This is a genomic window from Pseudomonas sp. MWU16-30316, assembly GCF_020515645.1.
GTDB classification, from domain to species: Bacteria; Pseudomonadota; Gammaproteobacteria; order Pseudomonadales; family Pseudomonadaceae; genus Aquipseudomonas; species Aquipseudomonas cerasi.
This window is the reverse complement of sequence record NZ_JAIZAZ010000001.1, coordinates 1,272,594-1,291,102: the sequence shown is the minus strand read 5'-3', so window position 1 is coordinate 1,291,102 and position 18,509 is coordinate 1,272,594. Positions and strand designations below refer to the sequence as shown.

18 protein-coding genes are annotated in these 18,509 nt (G+C 59.2%); 15 read left to right on the top strand and 3 right to left on the bottom strand.

Going from position 1 to position 18,509, the window contains the following annotated elements:
- Positions 1-31: 31 nt before the first annotated feature.
- Entirely contained in the window at positions 32-1,624 is a 1,593-nt protein-coding gene (locus tag LCH65_RS06000) for an Ig-like domain-containing protein (protein ID WP_226439228.1), read from the top strand.
- A 318-nt stretch (positions 1,625-1,942) separates the two neighbouring features.
- On the opposite strand, the gene LCH65_RS05995 is transcribed toward LCH65_RS06000, so the two are convergent.
- Positions 1,943-2,632: an alpha/beta family hydrolase gene (locus LCH65_RS05995; RefSeq protein WP_226439227.1), complete on the bottom strand. Its 690-nt coding sequence runs from the start codon at positions 2,630-2,632 to the stop codon at positions 1,943-1,945.
- A 674-nt stretch (positions 2,633-3,306) separates the two neighbouring features.
- On the opposite strand from LCH65_RS05995, the gene ccoN reads away from it, so the two are divergent.
- The 4 genes from ccoN to ccoP are packed head-to-tail and all read left to right on the top strand — an operon-like array spanning position 3,307 to position 6,528.
- Entirely contained in the window at positions 3,307-4,749 is a 1,443-nt protein-coding gene (ccoN, locus tag LCH65_RS05990; RefSeq protein ID WP_003370235.1) for a cytochrome-c oxidase, cbb3-type subunit I, read from the top strand.
- Complete coding sequence (ccoO, locus tag LCH65_RS05985; protein WP_003370233.1) at positions 4,749-5,357, top strand: cytochrome-c oxidase, cbb3-type subunit II; 609 nt, start codon at positions 4,749-4,751, stop codon at positions 5,355-5,357. The genes ccoN and ccoO overlap by 1 nt, the downstream gene beginning before the upstream one ends.
- A 5-nt stretch (positions 5,358-5,362) precedes the next feature.
- The gene (locus tag LCH65_RS05980; RefSeq protein ID WP_032699162.1) at positions 5,363-5,554 is read left to right on the top strand and encodes a CcoQ/FixQ family Cbb3-type cytochrome c oxidase assembly chaperone; all 192 of its coding nucleotides are present in this window, start codon (positions 5,363-5,365) and stop codon (positions 5,552-5,554) included.
- Positions 5,551-6,528 (top strand): cytochrome-c oxidase, cbb3-type subunit III, encoded by a 978-nt coding sequence (gene ccoP / locus LCH65_RS05975; protein WP_226439226.1) that lies wholly within the window; start codon positions 5,551-5,553, stop codon positions 6,526-6,528. The genes LCH65_RS05980 and ccoP overlap by 4 nt, the downstream gene beginning before the upstream one ends.
- 70 nt (positions 6,529-6,598) lie before the next feature.
- On the opposite strand, the gene LCH65_RS05970 is transcribed toward ccoP, so the two are convergent.
- Positions 6,599-8,158 carry a metallophosphoesterase gene (locus LCH65_RS05970; RefSeq protein ID WP_226439225.1) on the bottom strand — a complete coding sequence of 520 codons (1,560 nt, stop codon included), beginning with the start codon at positions 8,156-8,158 and terminating at the stop codon, positions 6,599-6,601.
- A 587-nt stretch (positions 8,159-8,745) separates the two neighbouring features.
- Between LCH65_RS05970 and LCH65_RS05965 the strand changes: the two genes are divergently transcribed.
- From LCH65_RS05965 to hemN, 8 genes are all read left to right on the top strand, one after another.
- Complete coding sequence (locus tag LCH65_RS05965; RefSeq protein ID WP_096137222.1) at positions 8,746-8,997, top strand: type II toxin-antitoxin system Phd/YefM family antitoxin; 252 nt, start codon at positions 8,746-8,748, stop codon at positions 8,995-8,997.
- On the top strand, positions 8,997-9,449 hold the full coding sequence (locus LCH65_RS05960) for a type II toxin-antitoxin system VapC family toxin (protein ID WP_096137223.1): 453 nt from the start codon (positions 8,997-8,999) through the stop codon (positions 9,447-9,449). Before LCH65_RS05965 ends, LCH65_RS05960 begins: the two co-directional genes overlap by 1 nt.
- 64 nt (positions 9,450-9,513) lie before the next feature.
- Positions 9,514-10,926, top strand: a complete 1,413-nt coding sequence (ccoG, locus tag LCH65_RS05955; protein WP_065349462.1) for a cytochrome c oxidase accessory protein CcoG — start codon at positions 9,514-9,516, stop codon at positions 10,924-10,926.
- 10 nt (positions 10,927-10,936) lie between these two features.
- On the top strand, positions 10,937-11,473 hold the full coding sequence (locus LCH65_RS05950) for a FixH family protein (RefSeq protein ID WP_003370222.1): 537 nt from the start codon (positions 10,937-10,939) through the stop codon (positions 11,471-11,473).
- A 2-nt stretch (positions 11,474-11,475) separates the two neighbouring features.
- Positions 11,476-13,950: a heavy metal translocating P-type ATPase gene (locus LCH65_RS05945; RefSeq protein ID WP_226439224.1), complete on the top strand. Its 2,475-nt coding sequence runs from the start codon at positions 11,476-11,478 to the stop codon at positions 13,948-13,950.
- A complete protein-coding gene (gene ccoS / locus LCH65_RS05940; protein WP_226439223.1) occupies positions 13,929-14,132 on the top strand; it encodes a cbb3-type cytochrome oxidase assembly protein CcoS in 204 nt (67 codons plus the stop codon). The genes LCH65_RS05945 and ccoS overlap by 22 nt, the downstream gene beginning before the upstream one ends.
- Positions 14,125-14,808 carry a sulfite exporter TauE/SafE family protein gene (locus tag LCH65_RS05935; RefSeq protein WP_044309019.1) on the top strand — a complete coding sequence of 228 codons (684 nt, stop codon included), beginning with the start codon at positions 14,125-14,127 and terminating at the stop codon, positions 14,806-14,808. The genes ccoS and LCH65_RS05935 overlap by 8 nt, the downstream gene beginning before the upstream one ends.
- 95 nt (positions 14,809-14,903) lie before the next feature.
- Positions 14,904-16,286, top strand: a complete 1,383-nt coding sequence (hemN, locus tag LCH65_RS05930; protein ID WP_226439222.1) for an oxygen-independent coproporphyrinogen III oxidase — start codon at positions 14,904-14,906, stop codon at positions 16,284-16,286.
- Between the two features lie 14 nt (positions 16,287-16,300).
- Here hemN and LCH65_RS05925 read toward each other — a convergent pair whose 3' ends face one another.
- The gene (locus LCH65_RS05925) at positions 16,301-16,768 is read right to left on the bottom strand and encodes a hypothetical protein (RefSeq protein WP_003436132.1); all 468 of its coding nucleotides are present in this window, start codon (positions 16,766-16,768) and stop codon (positions 16,301-16,303) included.
- Between the two features lie 152 nt (positions 16,769-16,920).
- On the opposite strand from LCH65_RS05925, the gene fnr reads away from it, so the two are divergent.
- Together fnr and LCH65_RS05915 are read left to right on the top strand one after the other, a co-directional pair.
- On the top strand, positions 16,921-17,655 hold the full coding sequence (gene fnr, locus LCH65_RS05920; protein ID WP_003370208.1) for a fumarate/nitrate reduction transcriptional regulator Fnr: 735 nt from the start codon (positions 16,921-16,923) through the stop codon (positions 17,653-17,655).
- A 61-nt stretch (positions 17,656-17,716) separates the two neighbouring features.
- Positions 17,717-18,265: an adenine phosphoribosyltransferase gene (locus LCH65_RS05915; RefSeq protein WP_003370206.1), complete on the top strand. Its 549-nt coding sequence runs from the start codon at positions 17,717-17,719 to the stop codon at positions 18,263-18,265.
- Positions 18,266-18,509: the final 244 nt, after the last annotated feature.

The following is an 18,509-nucleotide window of genomic DNA, read 5'->3' as shown; positions in this document are numbered from 1 at the left end:
CCCGCAACTTTTACACGTAGAAGGAACGCCCATGTATAACCTTGCGACTGAAAAAAAAGAAAACGTGCTGACTTCGCCAGTCATCGCAGCCGCCTTGAACGGTGGACTATTACCCGTCGACAGTTTGAACATGCCCCTCGAAGTGCTGTTGAACGTCTGGCAAGGCGCGCGCCCCGGCTATACCTATCAGCTGTACTTCGATGGAGTGCTTATTGGTCTCAAGAAAGAGATACTGCTTTCGCAGATGCCAGGTGACGACCTCATGCTGCACATTCCATCCGAGCTGTTGACGGAAGGTCGTCACTCGGTGGCTTACGCGGTCGAAAACCCGATCAATATGGTCGTCGAGTTTTCTGCCGAGACAGTTGTAATCGTAGACCTTACCCCGCCTGGCGATCCGCTGCTGGCCCCCATCATTTTTCCCACGCAGGTACAGAACGGTCTGACCTCAGAAGAACTGCAAACCATGGGTAACGTGCTTTCAGGGACGATTGCCAGCTACAACGGCATGCAGGAGGGCGATGTTGTCCGCACCTACTGGAATGATCTGCTCGGTCCGATGGCGGTGGTGAGCAGTGATGACGTGGGTCTTAAACGAACAATGGTCGACTTCGCCAAGCCGTTTCTGGAGTTGATCGGCGACATTGAGGCGCCGGTCTACTACACGATTACAGATATGGCAGGGAATCTGTCCATGGCCTCGGAGTCGGTGGACGTGAAGCTGCAACTCGCGCAAGCAACGCCCCTGCCCACCCCAACCATAAAAGAAGCCATCGGCACCATACTCGACCCGGCCAACGCTTCATCCGGTGCAACCGTGGTGATCGACGCCACCGCCAACCTGAAAGCCGGCGATCAGGTGATCGTGCAATGGCAAGGGCCGAACGGCAGTGACACCCAGGAAAAGACCCTGTCGAGCGCAGAAGCCGGCAAGACGCTGGAGATGCTGTTTGCGTTTGCTCTGGTAACGGCAAACGCCGGGCAGACGGTGGCGATTTCTTATGTGGTCAATCGCGTCAACGGTCTGGTGCAGGTATCCGGCACGCTGGCCTTGCAGATTCTGGCGGCGCAGCCCGAGCTGCTGCTGGACACCTCGCCGGTCACGCTGGCCGGCAAGGTGTATCTGCTTCCGGGCTCGCCGGACCTGTTGCCGAACTTCCCGTCCGATACCACCCTTCTGCGTCAGGCCAGTGGCGGACAGGCACCCTATCAGTACGCTTCGAGCGACCCGCTGGTCGCGAAAGTGGACAGCAATGGCCTGACCTCGGTTCGAGGCAACGGCACAGCCACCATTACGGCGACCGATGCTTCGGGCGCGAGTAAAAGCTACCTGATCACCGTCACCGGCGTCATCCATTGCATCGGTCTGGGCAGCGGCAGCTTTTCTCAGATCAGCAAAAACGCGGGCAACAACAGCGCGAGGATTCCGACCATTCACGAACTGGTGGAGATCTATAACCTGTACGGCAATCGCTGGCCGATGGGCAACGGCAACTATTGGTCGTCGACTGTTTCAAGCGCCGGCATCGGCGGATGGAACTGGTATTACGTGAAAAACATGGTCACTGGCGGCAACTTCAAACTGAAGAGTCACAATTCCAGTCTCGGCGTAGGCATCAGATGACCGATTGCTGAACCCATTGTTCATCCGGCAGGGCGTTGCGCTAAAGGCGTAACGCCCTGTCACCGTTTTCAGGAGTTTCCCAGGGCCAGCCCATGCACCGTCCGACTCCCTCACGCCAACGCTGCGTTCAACCTGCAACCCATGAAGGCCGCTTTGCCGCGAGCATCAACTCACAGCCTTTCAGGACGTCCTCACTGACGGGTCGGCTGACGCTGAGATCGGAGCTGGAACAGTCCCCCGCTCAGTGGATATGGCAGGTCATCGCCGACGGCAAGGTGGGTAAAATGCGAACCACCATCGGCCTGCCTTGCCGGTGACTCAGGTGCGCAGGAACCCGGCAATCTCTCTCGCGGACTCAGCCAGGCAGTGCTCATGGCTGATACCCGCGACCTTCAGGGCTTTGAGGTCGTGATTGGCAGTCGGCAACCAGTGCAGCCGAATGGCACTCGACAATGCATAGCCTTCTACGGCTTCGCGATTGCCTAGCGCGTCGCGTTCGCCCTGCACGATCAGCGTGGGTGTCTTAAGGTCGGCCAGATGCGCCACGCGTGGTTTTTCAGGCTTGCCCACGGCGTAGAACGGATACCCTAGACACACCAGCGCATCGACCTCAAGCTCATCGGCGATCAGGCTGGCCATCCGCCCGCCCATTGATTTGCCGCCGACCGCCAGACGCCCGCGGATGTGAGCACGCACACAGGCGAACACCTCTCTCCAGCACTCCAGCAATTGTGCCTGTGGATTGGGGGGGCGCTTGCTGCCGCCCCGACGCCGCTGCGCCATGTAAGGAAACTCGAAGCGCAGGACGCTGATACCTTGCGCCGCCAGATCAGCCGCCATGCGGTTCATGAAGTCGCTGTCCATCGGTGCACCTGCACCATGCGCCAGCAACAGGGTCGGCGCGTCCAGCGCACCCGCAAGTTGCGCGGGCGTCCACAGCCAGCCTCTTTCACTGACCAGCTGCAGCCATTGATCCTGACCGATACCGGGCTTAAAGCCGTTGCTCATGTTTGCCTCATTCAGGTGGGTCGCAAAGTAGCCCATCACTATAGCGGCGAACCGGGTCGCGAATCCCGTACGAATCGCGAGCGCACGGCGCATCGAGACGCCCCGCCCCGTCGGACAGCCGCCATTCAGGTCTGCCCGGGTACTCTGTCAAGGTGCACTAGGTAAAGTACCCAGGCGATGAGCGCCCCAAACCTGACACCGCCGGGCGGTTTCATTGACGGCACTGGCCTCGCACATTGCAACAACACCGCTGAGTCGGTCACCAGAGTCATATGCCTGCTCAGGCCGATTTGCTGGGCAATGACAGGTGTTACTGCCGACTGAACATACGTGACAGTCTTTGCGCGGGTCCTGATCAACTCGTCTGTACGCGAAGGTCGCCACCGCTGTGTTCCAGTCCAGCGGCGATGCGTGAACTCCGCACCCTGCAACGGGGTGCGGAATACTCGCTGACGCATTGCGCAGCATCTTTTCGTACAGAACCTGCGACTTCCCACACCCCCTGTTTCAACGCTAAACTCGTGACACGCGTCTGCCGCAGCCCTTTGACGCTCATTGATGTGCCTGTCTGTTCCTGCCCCTGCCTCTTCGGTGTGCTTCGATGCGATTGCCAGCGCTGCATCGCCCTGGCCCGATTACGTCTGCGGTAACCCTCTGAATCGTGGAAGTCTGCAATGAGCACAACAATCAGTCCTACAACCTACAACTACACCGTGGTGCGCCAGTTTGCCATCATGGCTGTGGTCTGGGGTGTGGTCGGCATGAGCCTGGGCGTGTTCATTGCTTCGCAACTGGTCTGGCCAGGGCTGAACCTGGAACTTGAATGGACCACCTTCGGACGCCTGCGCCCGCTGCACACCAATCTGGTGATCTTTGCCTTCGGCGGCTGCGCGCTGTTCGCCACCTCTTATTACGTGGTGCAACGCACTTGCCAGACGCGGCTGATTTCCGATGGTCTGGCGGCCTTCACCTTCTGGGGCTGGCAGGCCGTGATCGTCGGCGCCATCGTGACCCTGCCGATGGGCTACACCACCACCAAGGAATATGCCGAGCTCGAATGGCCGGTGGCGATTCTGCTGGCCATCGTCTGGGCCGCCTACGCTGCAGTGTTTTTCGGCACCATCGTCAAACGCCGCACCCGGCATATCTACGTCGCCAACTGGTTCTACGGCGCGTTCATCGTGGTGACCGGCATGCTGCACATCGTCAACCATATCTCGTTGCCGGTCAGCCTGTTCAAATCCTATTCGGCCTACGCTGGCGCGACCGACGCCATGATCCAGTGGTGGTACGGACACAATGCCGTCGGTTTTTTCCTGACCACCGGTTTTCTCGGCATGATGTATTACTTCGTGCCCAAGCAGGCCGAGCGCCCGGTCTACTCCTATCGTTTATCCATCGTGCATTTCTGGGCATTGATCACCCTGTATATCTGGGCCGGTCCGCACCATCTGCACTACACCGCGCTGCCGGACTGGGCGCAGTCGCTGGGCATGGTCATGTCGATCATTCTGCTGGTGCCCAGCTGGGGCGGGATGATCAACGGCATGATGACGCTGTCGGGCGCGTGGCATAAGTTGCGGACCGATTCGATACTGCGCTTTCTGGTGGTCTCGCTGGCGTTCTATGGCATGTCGACCTTCGAAGGCCCGATGATGGCAATCAAGACCGTCAACTCGCTTTCGCACTACACGGACTGGACCATCGGCCATGTCCACGCCGGGGCGCTGGGCTGGGTCGCGATGATTACCATCGGATCGATCTACCACATGATTCCGAAACTCTATGCCCGACCGCATATGTACAGCGTCAGCCTGATCAACACACACTTCTGGCTCGCGACCGTCGGCACCGTGCTTTACATCACCTCGATGTGGGTCAATGGCATCACCCAGGGCCTGATGTGGCGCGCGGTGAACGACGATGGCACGTTGACCTATTCCTTCATCGAAACCATGCAGGCCAGCCACTTGGGCTATATCGTGCGGGCCATCGGCGGCGCGATTTTCACCAGCGGTATGTTGCTGATGGCCTACAACGTCGTGCGTACGATACGTGCCTCGGACCCGCAGGCGGCCGAGGCGGCCACCCGTATCGCAGTCGCGGGGGCGCATTGATGAAGCATGATGCGCTGGAAAAAAACATCGGCCTGCTGGCCTTCTTCATGGTGATTGCCGTGAGCATCGGCGGACTGACGCAGATCGTCCCGCTGTTTTTTCAGGACGTGACCAACCAGCCTATCGAGGGCATGAAGCCACGCAGCGCGCTTGAGGTGGAAGGCCGTGATGTATTCATCGCCAACGGCTGCGTCGGTTGCCACTCGCAGATGATCCGACCGCTGCGCGCCGAAACCGAGCGCTACGGGCATTACTCGGTGGCAGGCGAAAGCGTCTGGGATCATCCTTTCCTGTGGGGCTCCAAACGCACCGGGCCGGACCTGGCACGGATCGGCGGTCGTTACTCGGACGAGTGGCACCGTGTACACCTGAACAACCCGCGCGACCTGGTCCCGACCTCGATCATGCCGGCTTATCCGTTTCTGGCCGAGAAGACCATCGACAGCACGCAGACTGCGAAAAAGCTGCAGGTGCTGCGTACCCTCGGCACCCCTTACACCGACACGGATATCGCCGGTGCGGCGGCTGCGGTACAGGGCAAGACCGAAATGGACGCGCTGGTGGCCTATCTGCAAGGCCTTGGCACGCTCATCAAGAGCAAACGGTGAACATGATGGACATCGGAATGATTCGAGGCCTTGGCACACTGGTCGTGATGGTGGCGTTCATCGGCCTGATGCTGTGGGTGTTCAGCCCTGCCCGCAAGGCAGACTTCGACGACGCGACCCTGCTGCCTTTCGCGGATGATCCCGAGGCCATCGGCAAGGTCGAAACTGCCAGGGCTGAACGGGACGGCCGGTCATGAGTACGTTCTGGAGCCTGTACGTCGCGGTCCTGACCCTGGGCACCATCATCGCCATGCTCTGGCTGCTTGTGTCCACGCGCAAAGGTCAGCCCGACGAACCCACGGATGAAACTGTCGGCCATACATTCGACGGTATCGAGGAATACGACAACCCGCTACCCAGATGGTGGTTCTACCTATTCATAGCGACCATCGTCTTTGCGTTGGGCTATCTGCTCCTGTACCCGGGCCTGGGCAACTGGCAGGGTTTGCTGCCCGGTTATGAATACCGTGACCAGGACAGCAAGACGCAATTCTCCGACGGCCAGCAAGGCTGGACCAGTGTCCACGAATGGGAGCGGGAAGTGGCAAACGCCGAAGCCCGTTACGGGCCGCTGTTTGCCAAGTACGCCGCCATGCCCGTCGAGGAAGTGGCCAAAGATCCGCAGGCGTTGAAAATCGGTGCTCGCCTGTTTGCGTCCAACTGCTCGGTCTGCCACGGCTCTGACGCGAAAGGTGCCTACGGCTTCCCCAATCTGACCGATGCCGACTGGCGTTGGGGCGGCGATGCCCAGGCGATCAAGACCTCCATCCTCGCCGGGCGTATGGGCGTGATGCCGGCTCTGGGCAGCGTGCTCGGCGAACAGGGTGTTCGCGATGTGGCGGCCTACGTGCTGACGCAGCTGGACGCCCGCCCGCTACCGGAGGATGCGAAAGCTGACCCGGTGGCCGGACAAAAGACCTTCGCCAGCCTGTGCGTTGCCTGTCATGGGCCAGAGGGCAAGGGAATGCCGATTCTCGGCGCGCCGGACCTGACCCACCCCAGTGCGTTTATCTACGGTTCCAGCTTCGCGCAGTTGCAGCAGACCATTCGTGATGGCCGCCAGGGCCAGATGCCTGCTCAGCAAGCACTGCAAGGCAATGACCGCGTTCACATTCTGGCTGCCTATGTTTACAGCCTGTCGCGTCAGGAGAAACCGGCAGAGCCCAAGTGATGTTGTTTTGCCGATAGCAAAACCTGGCATCGTGATAGCGCAAAAAACTACGACTGCCATCAGCGATAGATCAAGGCTTGGGACTGCATCTCATCCGCATGCCGTTCAACGCAGAATCGTCATCGCTACCCTGATAGGTTTCGACGCGGGTTTCAAAGCCGGTGGCAACCATTCCGGTGGGGCAACGGTAAGTTTTCCTCCAGACACCATAGTTTGTGTCGTAAGGTGCAGCTATATACTGATCTCCTTCACAGACGAGCCTGACGGAGTCCACCGCAGTGTCGTCACCGTTTCCTTGATGAGCCTCCATTTTCAACTGAAACCCGTCCACAGCTTTGCCTGAAGGACAGCGAACGATCGCGGTCCAGTCTCCCCAGCCCGCTTCCTCGCTCCTTAATACCTGATTATTATTGCAATACATAACGATCGCGTTGATGGCTGTATCGTCACTGTTACCTTGCCACTTTTCCGCTTTGACCTGAAAACCATTTATATGCTGCGTCTCTGAACAAGATGCCGTGCCCCCCCAGCGCCCCCAAAGCCCTGCATTGTCATATTCGTCAACGGGAGGAACAGCAACGGACAGTTTCAACGGCAACGCACCCAAATATTGAGCGGCTTGCGGATTATTGTTCTTAACGAGCCAAACCTGAAAAAGACTAGAACTTTCATTGACATCAACAATGAGAAAAGTTTCTTCAGTTGCCGAGCCACTCAGAAAAACAGGCACCCCATCATAAGTGCTGGAGTAGCGTCCAGCGCTGGCGTGGAAGTGGCCCGCAAAGATAGCTGAAACATCGTAGAGCTTTAGTAAGTTACGGAACCGAGTTAATATTTCTCTCGTGCGCGAGTTAGGGGAATACGTCCATTCAGCCGGATCATGCATGCCGATAATAACGAATTTCCTCTGAGCCCTTGCATCTATCAGCACACGCTCCAGCCAACCATTTTCGACAGGTGACTGGATATCAAACTCATACTTTGACCTGACCAGCGGTGTGCCTAAGGAATAAAACCAGTTGATATAAGAAGGCTCCAGATTCAATTGAATATACCGTACCCTACCCAAATCTTTATAGTAAGCAAAGCTTCCGGAATATCGCTTGGTTGGAGGAAGACCACCGCCATTATCCAGACTGTAATCCATATTATTACCGCCCATCCGGCCAATGAGGTCGTTCATACTGTCTCTGGCGCAGCCGTTGTTTTGGCAGTTACCCACATTGTTCTTATAATCATGATTACCCAGTCCAAAATACCAATTCGTCGACAATATTGAATCCAGTGTCCCGTACAAAAATGCCCTTTCATCGCCATGGCCAAACGCCGTCATGTCTCCGTTTATGATGACCGGGTTATTGCCTGTCCCGCCCATGGCTCCGGCACGCCATTTTTGTATCGCAGAATATTGATTTCTGATGAGGTCTTCAGTACTGACCTCGTTAACCGAGGAACGGGATGGCAGTAGGACGTCCTGCGATTGCTGGTGCGGCAAAGCGCCCAGACTGTCCTCTATGTTTTTTTTATCCTTTGACCAAGGGTATTGAGGGTCAGAAGCAAATATAATATGCCTTATTATGCCCTTCGGCCCGACCGCGCTCGCCACAGCGTCTGGGCTTTCATTTTTCACATCACTAACGCACCCGCACATCAATAACAATGTGCTGAACAACGCACAAGGAAAAAGCCTGTAGTTAGACATATCAAAACCCTCATGAAAACTAAAACCCCAGAACCAAAACACGGACAGAGAGCGTTACTCAGAGCATTTCGGCTGTACTCATTATTACAAACATCTGCTGAAACTCTACTATCAGAACTGATAGGTCGGCTATTAGATACCGACGGCAGTTCTTTGAGTGACAAACGGCACGACGTTTAATAAGTAGCCCAGTCATAGGGGCTGCTTATTACTCCACGCCTACGTGACGGGCTTCGGTAATAAATTTTGCATTTTTGCAATCTGAAATACCAAGAGAAGCTGGCGACGCGCACTGACGCGCATGCAGATAAGCACTGCATACGCCGTAGTCAGCAAAGCTGACCCATATGCTGCGTCAGGAACCTTCAGACCAAGTGGATTTTTAGCATCGGGATACCAGGCAAGCAGTGCGCGGTAGTAATTTGCGTCACTGCACGCATTGTAGTTACATCTCTACACGCTTAGAATTGCTCATTATGACAACGATGTGTCTGCCCATTCCAGAGGTCGCTTTCATGACAACAACCCTCTCAAGCCGCGAATTCAACCAAGACACCAGCGGGGCCAAGAAGGCCGCGAATGAAGGCCCGGTGTTCATTACCGACCGAGGCCGCCCTGCCCATGTGCTGCTTTCGATCGAGGCGTACCTGCAACTGACCGGCAGTGCAGAGAGCATCGCTGACTTGTTGATCATGCCGGCGCACTTCGATATCGAATTCGAGCCGCAACGGGCTGTCATCACGACTCGACCGGTTGACCTGTCCTGATGTTCCTGCTCGACACCGACGTGGTGTCCGAACTCAGAAAACGCAACGCCGATGCGAACGTGCTCCGTTGGTCGCGAACGCAGATGGCCTCCAGCCTGTTCATCTCGTCCATCACGATTCTTGAACTCGAAACAGGTATCCTGCGCATCGAACGCCGCGACCCGACACAAGGCGCTGTATTGCGAATGTGGCTCGACCAGCATGTAATGAAGGCGTTCGCCGGACGTATCCTGACAGTCGACACTCAGGTCGCAAGGCGCTGCGCGCAATTGCACGTTCCCGACCCGCGCAGCGAAAGCGATGCGCTGATCGCCGCCACTGCGCTGGTGCATGGCATGACCGTGGTCACACGCAACACAATGGACTTTCAGTCGTGCGGGGTCGCGCTGCTCAATCCCTGGGTCAGCCAGTTGAATGAAGAAGCGGCCGTTTATTCACGTGCATCACGTTGAACGCGGGTGTGAACCTGCCAGACCTTTATAGGCCGGGGCCAGGCCACCGCCGCTGGACTCATCGATGACCAAGCAGATTCCAGTACACGACATCACCCCGGCATCCGAAATAAACGGCGAATTCACCGACCTCTACGCTTCGCGCGAGAAAATCCAGACCCGCGCGTTCAAGGGTCTGTTTCGAAATGTGCGGATGCTCGGCGGCGCCCTGTTGCTGCTTATCTTCTTCGGCACGGTCTGGCTGAATCGAAGCGGGCATCAGGCGGTCTGGTGGAACCTGCCGGAACGCAAGTTCTACATCTTCGGCGCGACGTTCTGGCCACAGGATTTCATCCTCTTGTCCGGCATTCTGATCGTTGCAGCGTTCGGGCTGTTCTTCATCACCGTTTATGCCGGCCGGGTCTGGTGTGGCTATACCTGCCCGCAGAGTGTCTGGACCTGGATCTTCATGTGGTGCGAGAAAGTCACTGAAGGCGACCGCAACCAGCGCATCAGGCTCGACCATGCCCCGGTGAGTGCCGGCAAACTGCTGCGCAAGTTCGCCAAGCACAGCCTGTGGCTGCTGATCGGGCTTGCCACCGGCATGACCTTCGTCGGGTATTTCTCACCCATCCGCGCGCTGTGCGTGGATCTGTTCACGGGCCAGGCGGATGGCTGGGCCTATTTCTGGGTCGGTTTCTTTACCCTGGCCACTTACCTGAATGCCGGCTGGCTGCGCGAACAGGTATGCATTTACATGTGCCCCTATGCGCGATTCCAGAGCGTGATGTTCGACAAGGACACGCTGATCATCTCCTACGACCAGAATCGTGGCGAAGCCCGAGGCCCGCGCAAGAAGGAGGCTGATCCTCAGGCACTGGGGCTGGGTGACTGCATCGACTGCACGATGTGCGTGCAGGTCTGCCCGACCGGCATCGACATTCGTGACGGCCTGCAGGTGGAGTGCATCAGCTGTGCGGCGTGCGTCGATGCCTGCGATACGGTCATGGACAAGATGGACTACCCTCGCGGCCTGATTCGCTACACCACCGAACACAATCTGTCCGGGCAACGCACCCGCACTCTGCGCCCACGTCTGGTCGGTTATGCGCTGGTCCTGCTGCTGATGATTGCGCTGCTGACGGCTGCTTTCTGCATGCGCACGCTGGTGGGTCTGGAGGTCAGCAAGGACCGCATGCTGTTCCGGGAAAACGCCGAAGGCCGGATCGAAAACGTCTACAGCCTGAAAGTGATGAACAAGGATCAGGTGGACCACACCTATGTGCTGCAGGCCAGCGGCCTGCCCGACCTGAGGCTGCAGGGCCGTCGGGAAATCAGTGTCCCGGCGGGCGAAATCGTCAGCCTGCCGGTGGAGCTGTCCAGTGCGCCGGAAAAACTGCCGTCGCACAGCAACGAGGTAACCTTTACCCTCAAGGACATCGACAGCGATACTCAGGTCGAGACCCAAAGCCGCTTCCTCGGCCCACCCATTCGTTAAGAGCACCGTCATGCCCGCTGCGACTGCTGCAAGCCCCTGGTACCGGCACCTCTGGCCATGGATCATCATCGCCATCCTCACCGGTTCGGTGACCTTGAGCCTGTCGATGGTGTTCATCGCCGTGACCCACCCGGATCCGCTGGTCACCGATAACTATTACGAGGCCGGCAAAGGCATCAATCGCTCGTTGAATCGCGAAGTGCTCGCCCAGACCCTCAAACTGCACGCGCGCCTGCACCTGGATGAGCTGACCGGAGAAGTCGGGCTGCACCTGAGCGGCAACAGCAACCCGGAGCGTCTGGAACTCAACCTCATTTCGCCCACGCGCCCTGCCAGTGATCGCCGGGTGTTCCTGACCCGCAGCCCGTCGGAACCGGGCCGTTACATCGGTCAGTTGCAGGACAAGGTCGATGGTCGGCGTTTTGTGGAACTGCTGGGTGTCGAAGGCGAGCAGACCTGGCGCCTCTTCGAGGAGGAACAGATCGGCACTGACGACGTGACCCTGGGTGACGAGCCCCTGCAAGCCGCGCAACGCCGGAAAGACTGAGCGTGGCCAAGCCCTCCTCTCCTGCTCCGCTGCACTGCTACCACTGCGGCTTACCGGTTCCAGCGGGCAGCCATTTCAACGCGATAGTGCTCGGTGCCACCCGACAGCTGTGCTGCCCCGGTTGTCAGGCAGTGACCGAGGCCATCGTCGCCAGCGGTCTGGACAACTATTACCGCCACCGCAGTGAAACCTCGGCCAACCCGGAAAGCCTGCCCAGCCAATTGTTCGAGGAACTGGTGCTCTACGACCGCACCGACGTACAGGCGCCCTTCGTGAGCCACGACGGCGACCTTTCAGAAGCCACCCTGCTTGTCGAAGGCATCAGTTGCGCGGCCTGCGGCTGGCTGATCGAGCAACGCTTGGGGCGGCTGCCAGCAGTGGCCGAAGCGCGCCTGAATCTGTCCACTCATCGCCTGCTGGTGCGCTGGCACCCCGACCAGCTTGCGCTCAGCCAATTGCTGAGCGAGCTGCACGCGATTGGCTATGTCGCCCATCCATGGCAGGCCGACCGCGCAGCCGAACGCCTGGCGCGTGACAATCGTCTGGCGTTGCGACAACTGGGCGTAGCCGGCCTGCTGTGGTTTCAGGCCATGATGGCCACCATGGCCACCTGGCCGGAATTCAATATCGACCTCAGCCCGCAGATGCACACCATTCTGCGCTGGGTGGCGCTGTTTCTGACCACGCCGATCGTCTTCTACAGTTGCGCGCCATTCTTTCGCGGTGCCTTGCGCGACCTGCGCAGCCGCCACCTGACAATGGATGTCTCGGTGTCGCTGGCAATAGGCGCGGCCTACGCCGCGGGGATCTGGACCGCCGTCACCGGCGCTGGCGAGCTGTATTTCGATGCAGTCGGCATGTTTGCACTGTTCCTGCTGGCAGGACGTTACCTGGAACGCCGCGCCCGCGAGCGCACGGCAGCGGCCACGGCCCAACTGGTCAACGTGCTGCCCGCCTCATGCCTGCGCCTCAGCGACGACGGCCAGAGCCAGCGCATCATGCTCAGCGAACTGCACTTGGCCGATCGGGTGCTGGTACAGCCCGGTGCAGTGATACCGGCCGATGGCAAAATCCTCGAGGGTCGCTCCAGTATCGATGAATCGCTGTTGACCGGCGAATACTTGCCACAGATGCGCAGAGTGGGCGATGCGGTCACCGCAGGAACGCTGAATGTCGAAAGCCCACTGACCGTTGCCGTGACGGCGCTGGGCCACGAAACCCGTCTTTCGGCCATTGTCCGGCTGCTCGAACGCGCGCAGGCAGAAAAGCCCCGACTCGCGCAGATTGCCGACCGGGCGGCACAGACCTTTCTGCTGTTTTCGCTGATCGCGGCCGCACTGATCGGGGTGATCTGGTGGCAGCTGGACGCATCGCGCGCATTCTGGATCGTCCTGGCCATGCTCGTCGCCACCTGCCCCTGCGCACTCTCGTTGGCGACACCGACCGCCTTGACTGCGGCGACCGGCACGCTGCACAAGCTCGGCCTGCTGCTGACCCGGGGTCATGTGCTCGAAGGCCTCAACCAGATCGACACGGTCATCTTCGACAAGACCGGCACTCTGACCGAAGGACGCCTGACGTTGCGCAGCATTCACCCATTGCGCGAGCTGGACGCCAATCGCTGCCTGGAACTGGCGGCGGCCCTGGAAAACCGCTCCGAGCACCCCATCGCCCGCGCGTTCGGTCGAGCACCAAAGGCTGCCGAAGAGGTGCTCAGCACACCGGGATTGGGGCTGGAAGGTCGTGTTGACGGGCATCTGCTGCGCATCGGCGAGGCGGCATTCGTCTGCGCGCTGAGCGGTGCTGAAACACCCTTGCCAACCGGGCGTTGCGGCCAATGGCTGTTGCTGGGCGATACGCAGGGCCCTCTCGCATGGCTGGTGCTGGACGACCGACTGCGCGAGGATGCCGACATCCTGTTACAGGCATGCCGGTCGCGAGGCTGGAAAACGCTGCTGTTGTCAGGCGACAGCTCACCGATGGTTGACAGCGTCGCGCAGGCGCTGGGCATCGACGAGGCGCGTGGCGGCCTGCGCCCGGACGATAAGCTGGAGGTGCTGCGCCGGCTTCAGGCTCAGGGGCGCAAGGTGCTGATGATCGGTGACGGGGTGAACGACGTACCGGTCATGGCAGCAGCCGACATCAGTGTGGCGATGGGCTCGGCCACCGACCTCGCCAAAACCAGCGCTGACGCAGTGCTGCTGTGCAACCGCCTCCCGGTGCTGATCGACGCGCTGAATCTGGCCCGACGCACGCGTAGCGTCATTATCGAAAACCTGCTCTGGGCCGGTCTGTACAATGGCCTCATGCTGCCCTTCGCGGCCCTGGGCTGGATCACTCCGGTGTGGGCGGCGATCGGCATGTCGATCAGTTCACTGACGGTAGTGCTCAACGCCTTGCGCCTGACCCGCCTGCCGCGTCGTGCCCTTGCCCCCCAATCTGCACCGGAGGTTTCATGCCCGCCCTTTACATCATGATCCCTGCCGCTCTGCTGCTGGTGAGCGTGGCGATCTACGTGTTCTTCTGGGCAGTGGACAGCGGTCAGTACGACGACATGGAAGGTCCGGCACACAGCATCTTGTTCGATGACACGCCGCCTGTGGAGCATGTCCCGCCTGAGTCTCCGCAGTCGGGCCCGGACGAGAAATGCGATGTTTGAACTCGCCTCGATGCTGTTCTCGGCGTTCATTCTCGGGCTGCTGGGCGGTGGTCACTGCCTGGGCATGTGCGGTGGCCTGATGGGCGCCCTGACGCTGGCCATCCCCAAGGAACAGCGCAGTCGCCGGTTTCGTTTGCTGCTGGCCTACAACCTGGGGCGCATTCTCAGTTACGCCGCAGCTGGCCTGTGTTCCGGACTGGTCGGCTGGGCGGTGGCACAAAGTCCGCTGGCGACGGGCTTGCGCATCGTCGCTGCCGTATTGCTGATCATGATGGGGCTGTACCTGGCCGGCTGGTGGAGCGGGCTCACTTATATAGAACGTCTCGGCCGAGGCCTGTGGCGCTATTTGCAACCCTTGGCCAGTCGACTGTTGCCGGTGTCCAGTGTGCCGCGCGCCGTGATGCTCGGTGCGCTGTGGGGCTGGCTGCCTTGCGGGCTGGTCTACAGCGCCCTGCTGTGGGCCGCCAGTCAGGGCAACCCTCTCGACAGCGCGCTGCTGATGCTGGCCTTCGGGCTGGGCACCTGGCCGGTTCTGCTGGCCACCGGTCTGGCTGCCGAGCGCACCACGGTCTTGTTACGCAAGCGTGGTGTGCGCATGGCGGGAGGTTTGCTGGTGATGGTCTTCGGTATCTGGACCTTGCCAGGCCCCCACCAGCACTGGCTGATGGGGCACTGACGCTGGCAGCTCTTGCCACTTGATCCACATCAACGCCGCCCCCCGGCCTCCTGCGTATGCTCGCGACATCGCCAGCCAGACCGGGAAACGCGCGCATGTTTGACGCCATTCGTTGGGATTCAGACCTGATCCATCGTTACGATGTGGCGGGGCCGCGCTATACGTCCTATCCGACTGCAGCGCAGTTCGATACCCAAGTGGGCGCCTTCGACCTGCTGCATGCGCTGCGCGAAAGCCGCAAGGCATCACGTCCGTTGTCGCTTTACGTGCATCTGCCCTTCTGCGCGAACATTTGCTACTACTGCGCCTGCAACAAAGTCATCACCAAGGACCGCGGACGGGCTCAGGCCTACCTGAAACGGCTCGAACACGAGATGCGAATGCTCGCCTGTCACCTGGCGCACGATCAGGTGGTAGAGCAACTGCACCTGGGCGGTGGTACGCCGACCTTTCTCAGTCACGACGAACTGCGCCGCTTGATGGCGCAACTGCGCTCACACTTCAACCTGCTGGACGACGATTCCGGCGACTATGGCATCGAGATTGATCCTCGCGAAGCGGACTGGTCGACGATGGGAATGCTGCGCGAGCTGGGTTTCAACCGGGTCAGCCTGGGCGTGCAGGACCTTGACCCGACGGTGCAGCGGGCGATCAACCGCATGCAAAGCCTGGAAGAGACCCGCGCGATAGTCGAAGCGGCGCGCACGCTGCAATTTCGTTCGGTGAATATTGATCTGATCTACGGCCTGCCCGCACAGAACCCGCAGACTTTCAGCCACACCGTGGACAAGGTCATCGATCTGCAGCCCGATCGGTTGTCGGTGTTCAACTATGCGCATCTGCCCGAGCGCTTCATGCCGCAGCGGCGCATCGACGCTGCGGATCTGCCGGATGCAGCGAGCAAACTGCTGATGCTGGAGCGCACCGTCGAGCAATTGGGCAACGCCGGTTATCGCTACATCGGCATGGACCATTTCGCCCTGCCCGACGACGACCTGGCCATCGCTCAGGAAGACCTGACCCTGCAACGCAACTTTCAGGGCTATACCACGCACGGTCACTGCGACCTGATCGGCCTGGGTGTCTCGGCCATCAGTCAGGTTGGTGAGCTGTACAGCCAGAACAGCAGCGACCTGAGCGAGTATCTGAGGCTGCTGGACAGCGACCAGCCCGCAACTCGACGTGGACTGATCTGCCACGATGACGACCGCATCAGGCGCGCCATCATTCAGCAATTGATCTGCGGCTTCACCCTGGATTTCGGCGAGATCGAGAAGACCTTTTGCATCGATTTCAGGGACTATTTCAGCGAAGCGTGGCCGCAACTGCTCGGCATGGCCAGCGACGGGCTGATTACGCTGAATGAGACGGGCATTGAAGTCAGACCGGCAGGCCGACTGCTGGTACGCGCAGTGTGCATGGTCTTCGATGCTTACCTGACCCGGCACAACAGACAGCAGTTCTCCCGAGTGATATGACCCGCGTCCAGGCTCTACATTTTGGCCAGAACCAGCATCCCCGCCTTGGTCTTGTCGGCGTCACTGGAGCCCAGGCCGTTCATGAGCGACGACATATCGGCCGTGGAATTGCTCACCTGCGCCTGCAACGTGCTGAGCACGGTCTGCAGTGCCGCGGCCTTGGTCCGTCGCTCCTCGGGGCTCAGGCTGGGGTCATTCAGGGCCTTCTGGATCTGCTCCATGGTTTCCTCGATCCTGCGCTGAAGCTCGCGAATCGCCTTGAGGATCTTCTGCACGGAAGCAGGCAGACCGCTCTGCTCGATATCGGCGTTTTTGGAGGACGATGAAGCAGCCGCCTTGCCTTCTGCGGACAAATTGACCTGTATGCCCTTTGTCTCGCTTGCAGATGTCTCGGCAGTGCTTTGCTCGGCATAACTGTAGGTGGTCTGCGAGGTCGCAGTCCGTATCGTAATGCTGTTGATCAACGGGAGTGTCGTTGACATGCCAAGGCATCCTGATGTGGCTGAAGGAATACAGGGTTATCGGCAGACAGTCTGCGACCTTGATGACTGCGAAAGATTTGCGGGCTGGCCCCGACAAGCACGGGTGAGTTACCCTTACAGCTTATGTGTGATTTCCCACAAGGAATTAAGTGATGTCCGAGCCAGTCAAGTCGCGCGCTCAAACCCAGGCTCATTGCAAGGATTGCAGTCTCGCGCCGTTGTGCCTGCCCCTTTCGTTGAATACCGAAGACATGGACTGCCTTGACCAGATCGTCAAACGCGGCCGCCCCCTGAAAAAAGGCGAGTTTCTGTTTCGTCAGGGGGACACCTTCGAGTCGGTCTACGCGGTGCGTTCCGGGGCACTGAAAACCTTCAATATCAGTGACAGCGGTGAAGAACAGCTCACCGGCTTTCACCTGCCCAGCGAACTGGTGGGCATGTCAGGCATGGACGCCGAGGCTTACCCGGTCTCGGCGCAGGCACTGGAAACCACATCGGTCTGCGAGATCCCTTTCGAGCGTCTGGACGAACTGTCCGTGAAACTGCCGCAGCTGCGTCGGCAGTTGATGCGCGTCATGAGCCGTGAGATCCGCGACGATCAGCAAATGATGCTGCTGCTCTCGAAAAAGACCGCCGATGAGCGTATCGCCACCTTTCTGATCAATCTGTCTGCACGCTTCCGCGCCAGAGGCTTTTCGGCCAATCAGTTCCGACTGAGCATGTCGCGCAATGAAATCGGTAATCACCTGGGTCTGGCAGTCGAGACGGTGTCCCGTGTATTTACCCGGTTCCAGCAAAATCAGCTGATTTCTGCCGAGGGCAAAGAGATTCACATCCTCGCCCCCATCGAGCTGTGTGCGCTGGCTGGCGGGTCGATGCAAAGCTGAAACGTGCGATCTTTGGCGGGTCGGCTTAAACTGTCGGCCAAAACTGCCATGGAACCCCCTGATGACTTTCGATCAATCGAACTTCAAATCCCTCATCCGCCCGGTCGTGGACTTCCCAAAGCCGGGCGTGGTCTTCCGCGATATCACGCCCCTGTTCCAATCGCCCAAGGCCACCCGTCAGGTGATTGACAGCTTCGTGCAGCGCTACATCGATGCCGAGTTCAGCCATATCGGCGTCATGGACGCGCGGGGTTTTCTGATTGGTTCGGTGGTCGCCTATCAGCTGAACAAGCCACTGGTGCTGTTCCGCAAACAAGGCAAACTGCCTGCCGATGTACTGTCAGAGGCGTATCAGACCGAATACGGCGAAGCGTATCTGGAAGTGCATGCCGACAGCCTGTGCGAAGGTGACTCGGTCATCATGTTCGATGACCTGATCGCGACCGGAGGCACGCTGATCGCCGCCGCCAACCTGATCCGCCGCATGGGTGCCGAAGTGTACGAGGCCGCTGCGATTATCGACCTGCCGGAACTGGGCGGTTCCAAGCGTCTTAACGACCTGAAGATCCCGACGTTCTGTCTGACCGAGTTTGCGCTGGACGAGCAGTAAGGGCGCATGGACTGAGTTACAGGTTCCAAACTCTCCAGCGCTCACGGCTATCGTAAATGCGCTTTTTTATCGCGATGGCACTGACGACGCAGAGTGCGACGTTAGTGACAGGACGAAGGAACCCGACGAAGTCGGGCCGGAAACAGGAGCGAGGGGGTTTGGTTACTTTGGCCCGTCAAAGTAACTCGCCAAGGGGCGAAAAGGTGACCTGAGTCGAACCTCAATGCATCTGAAGTCGCAGAAC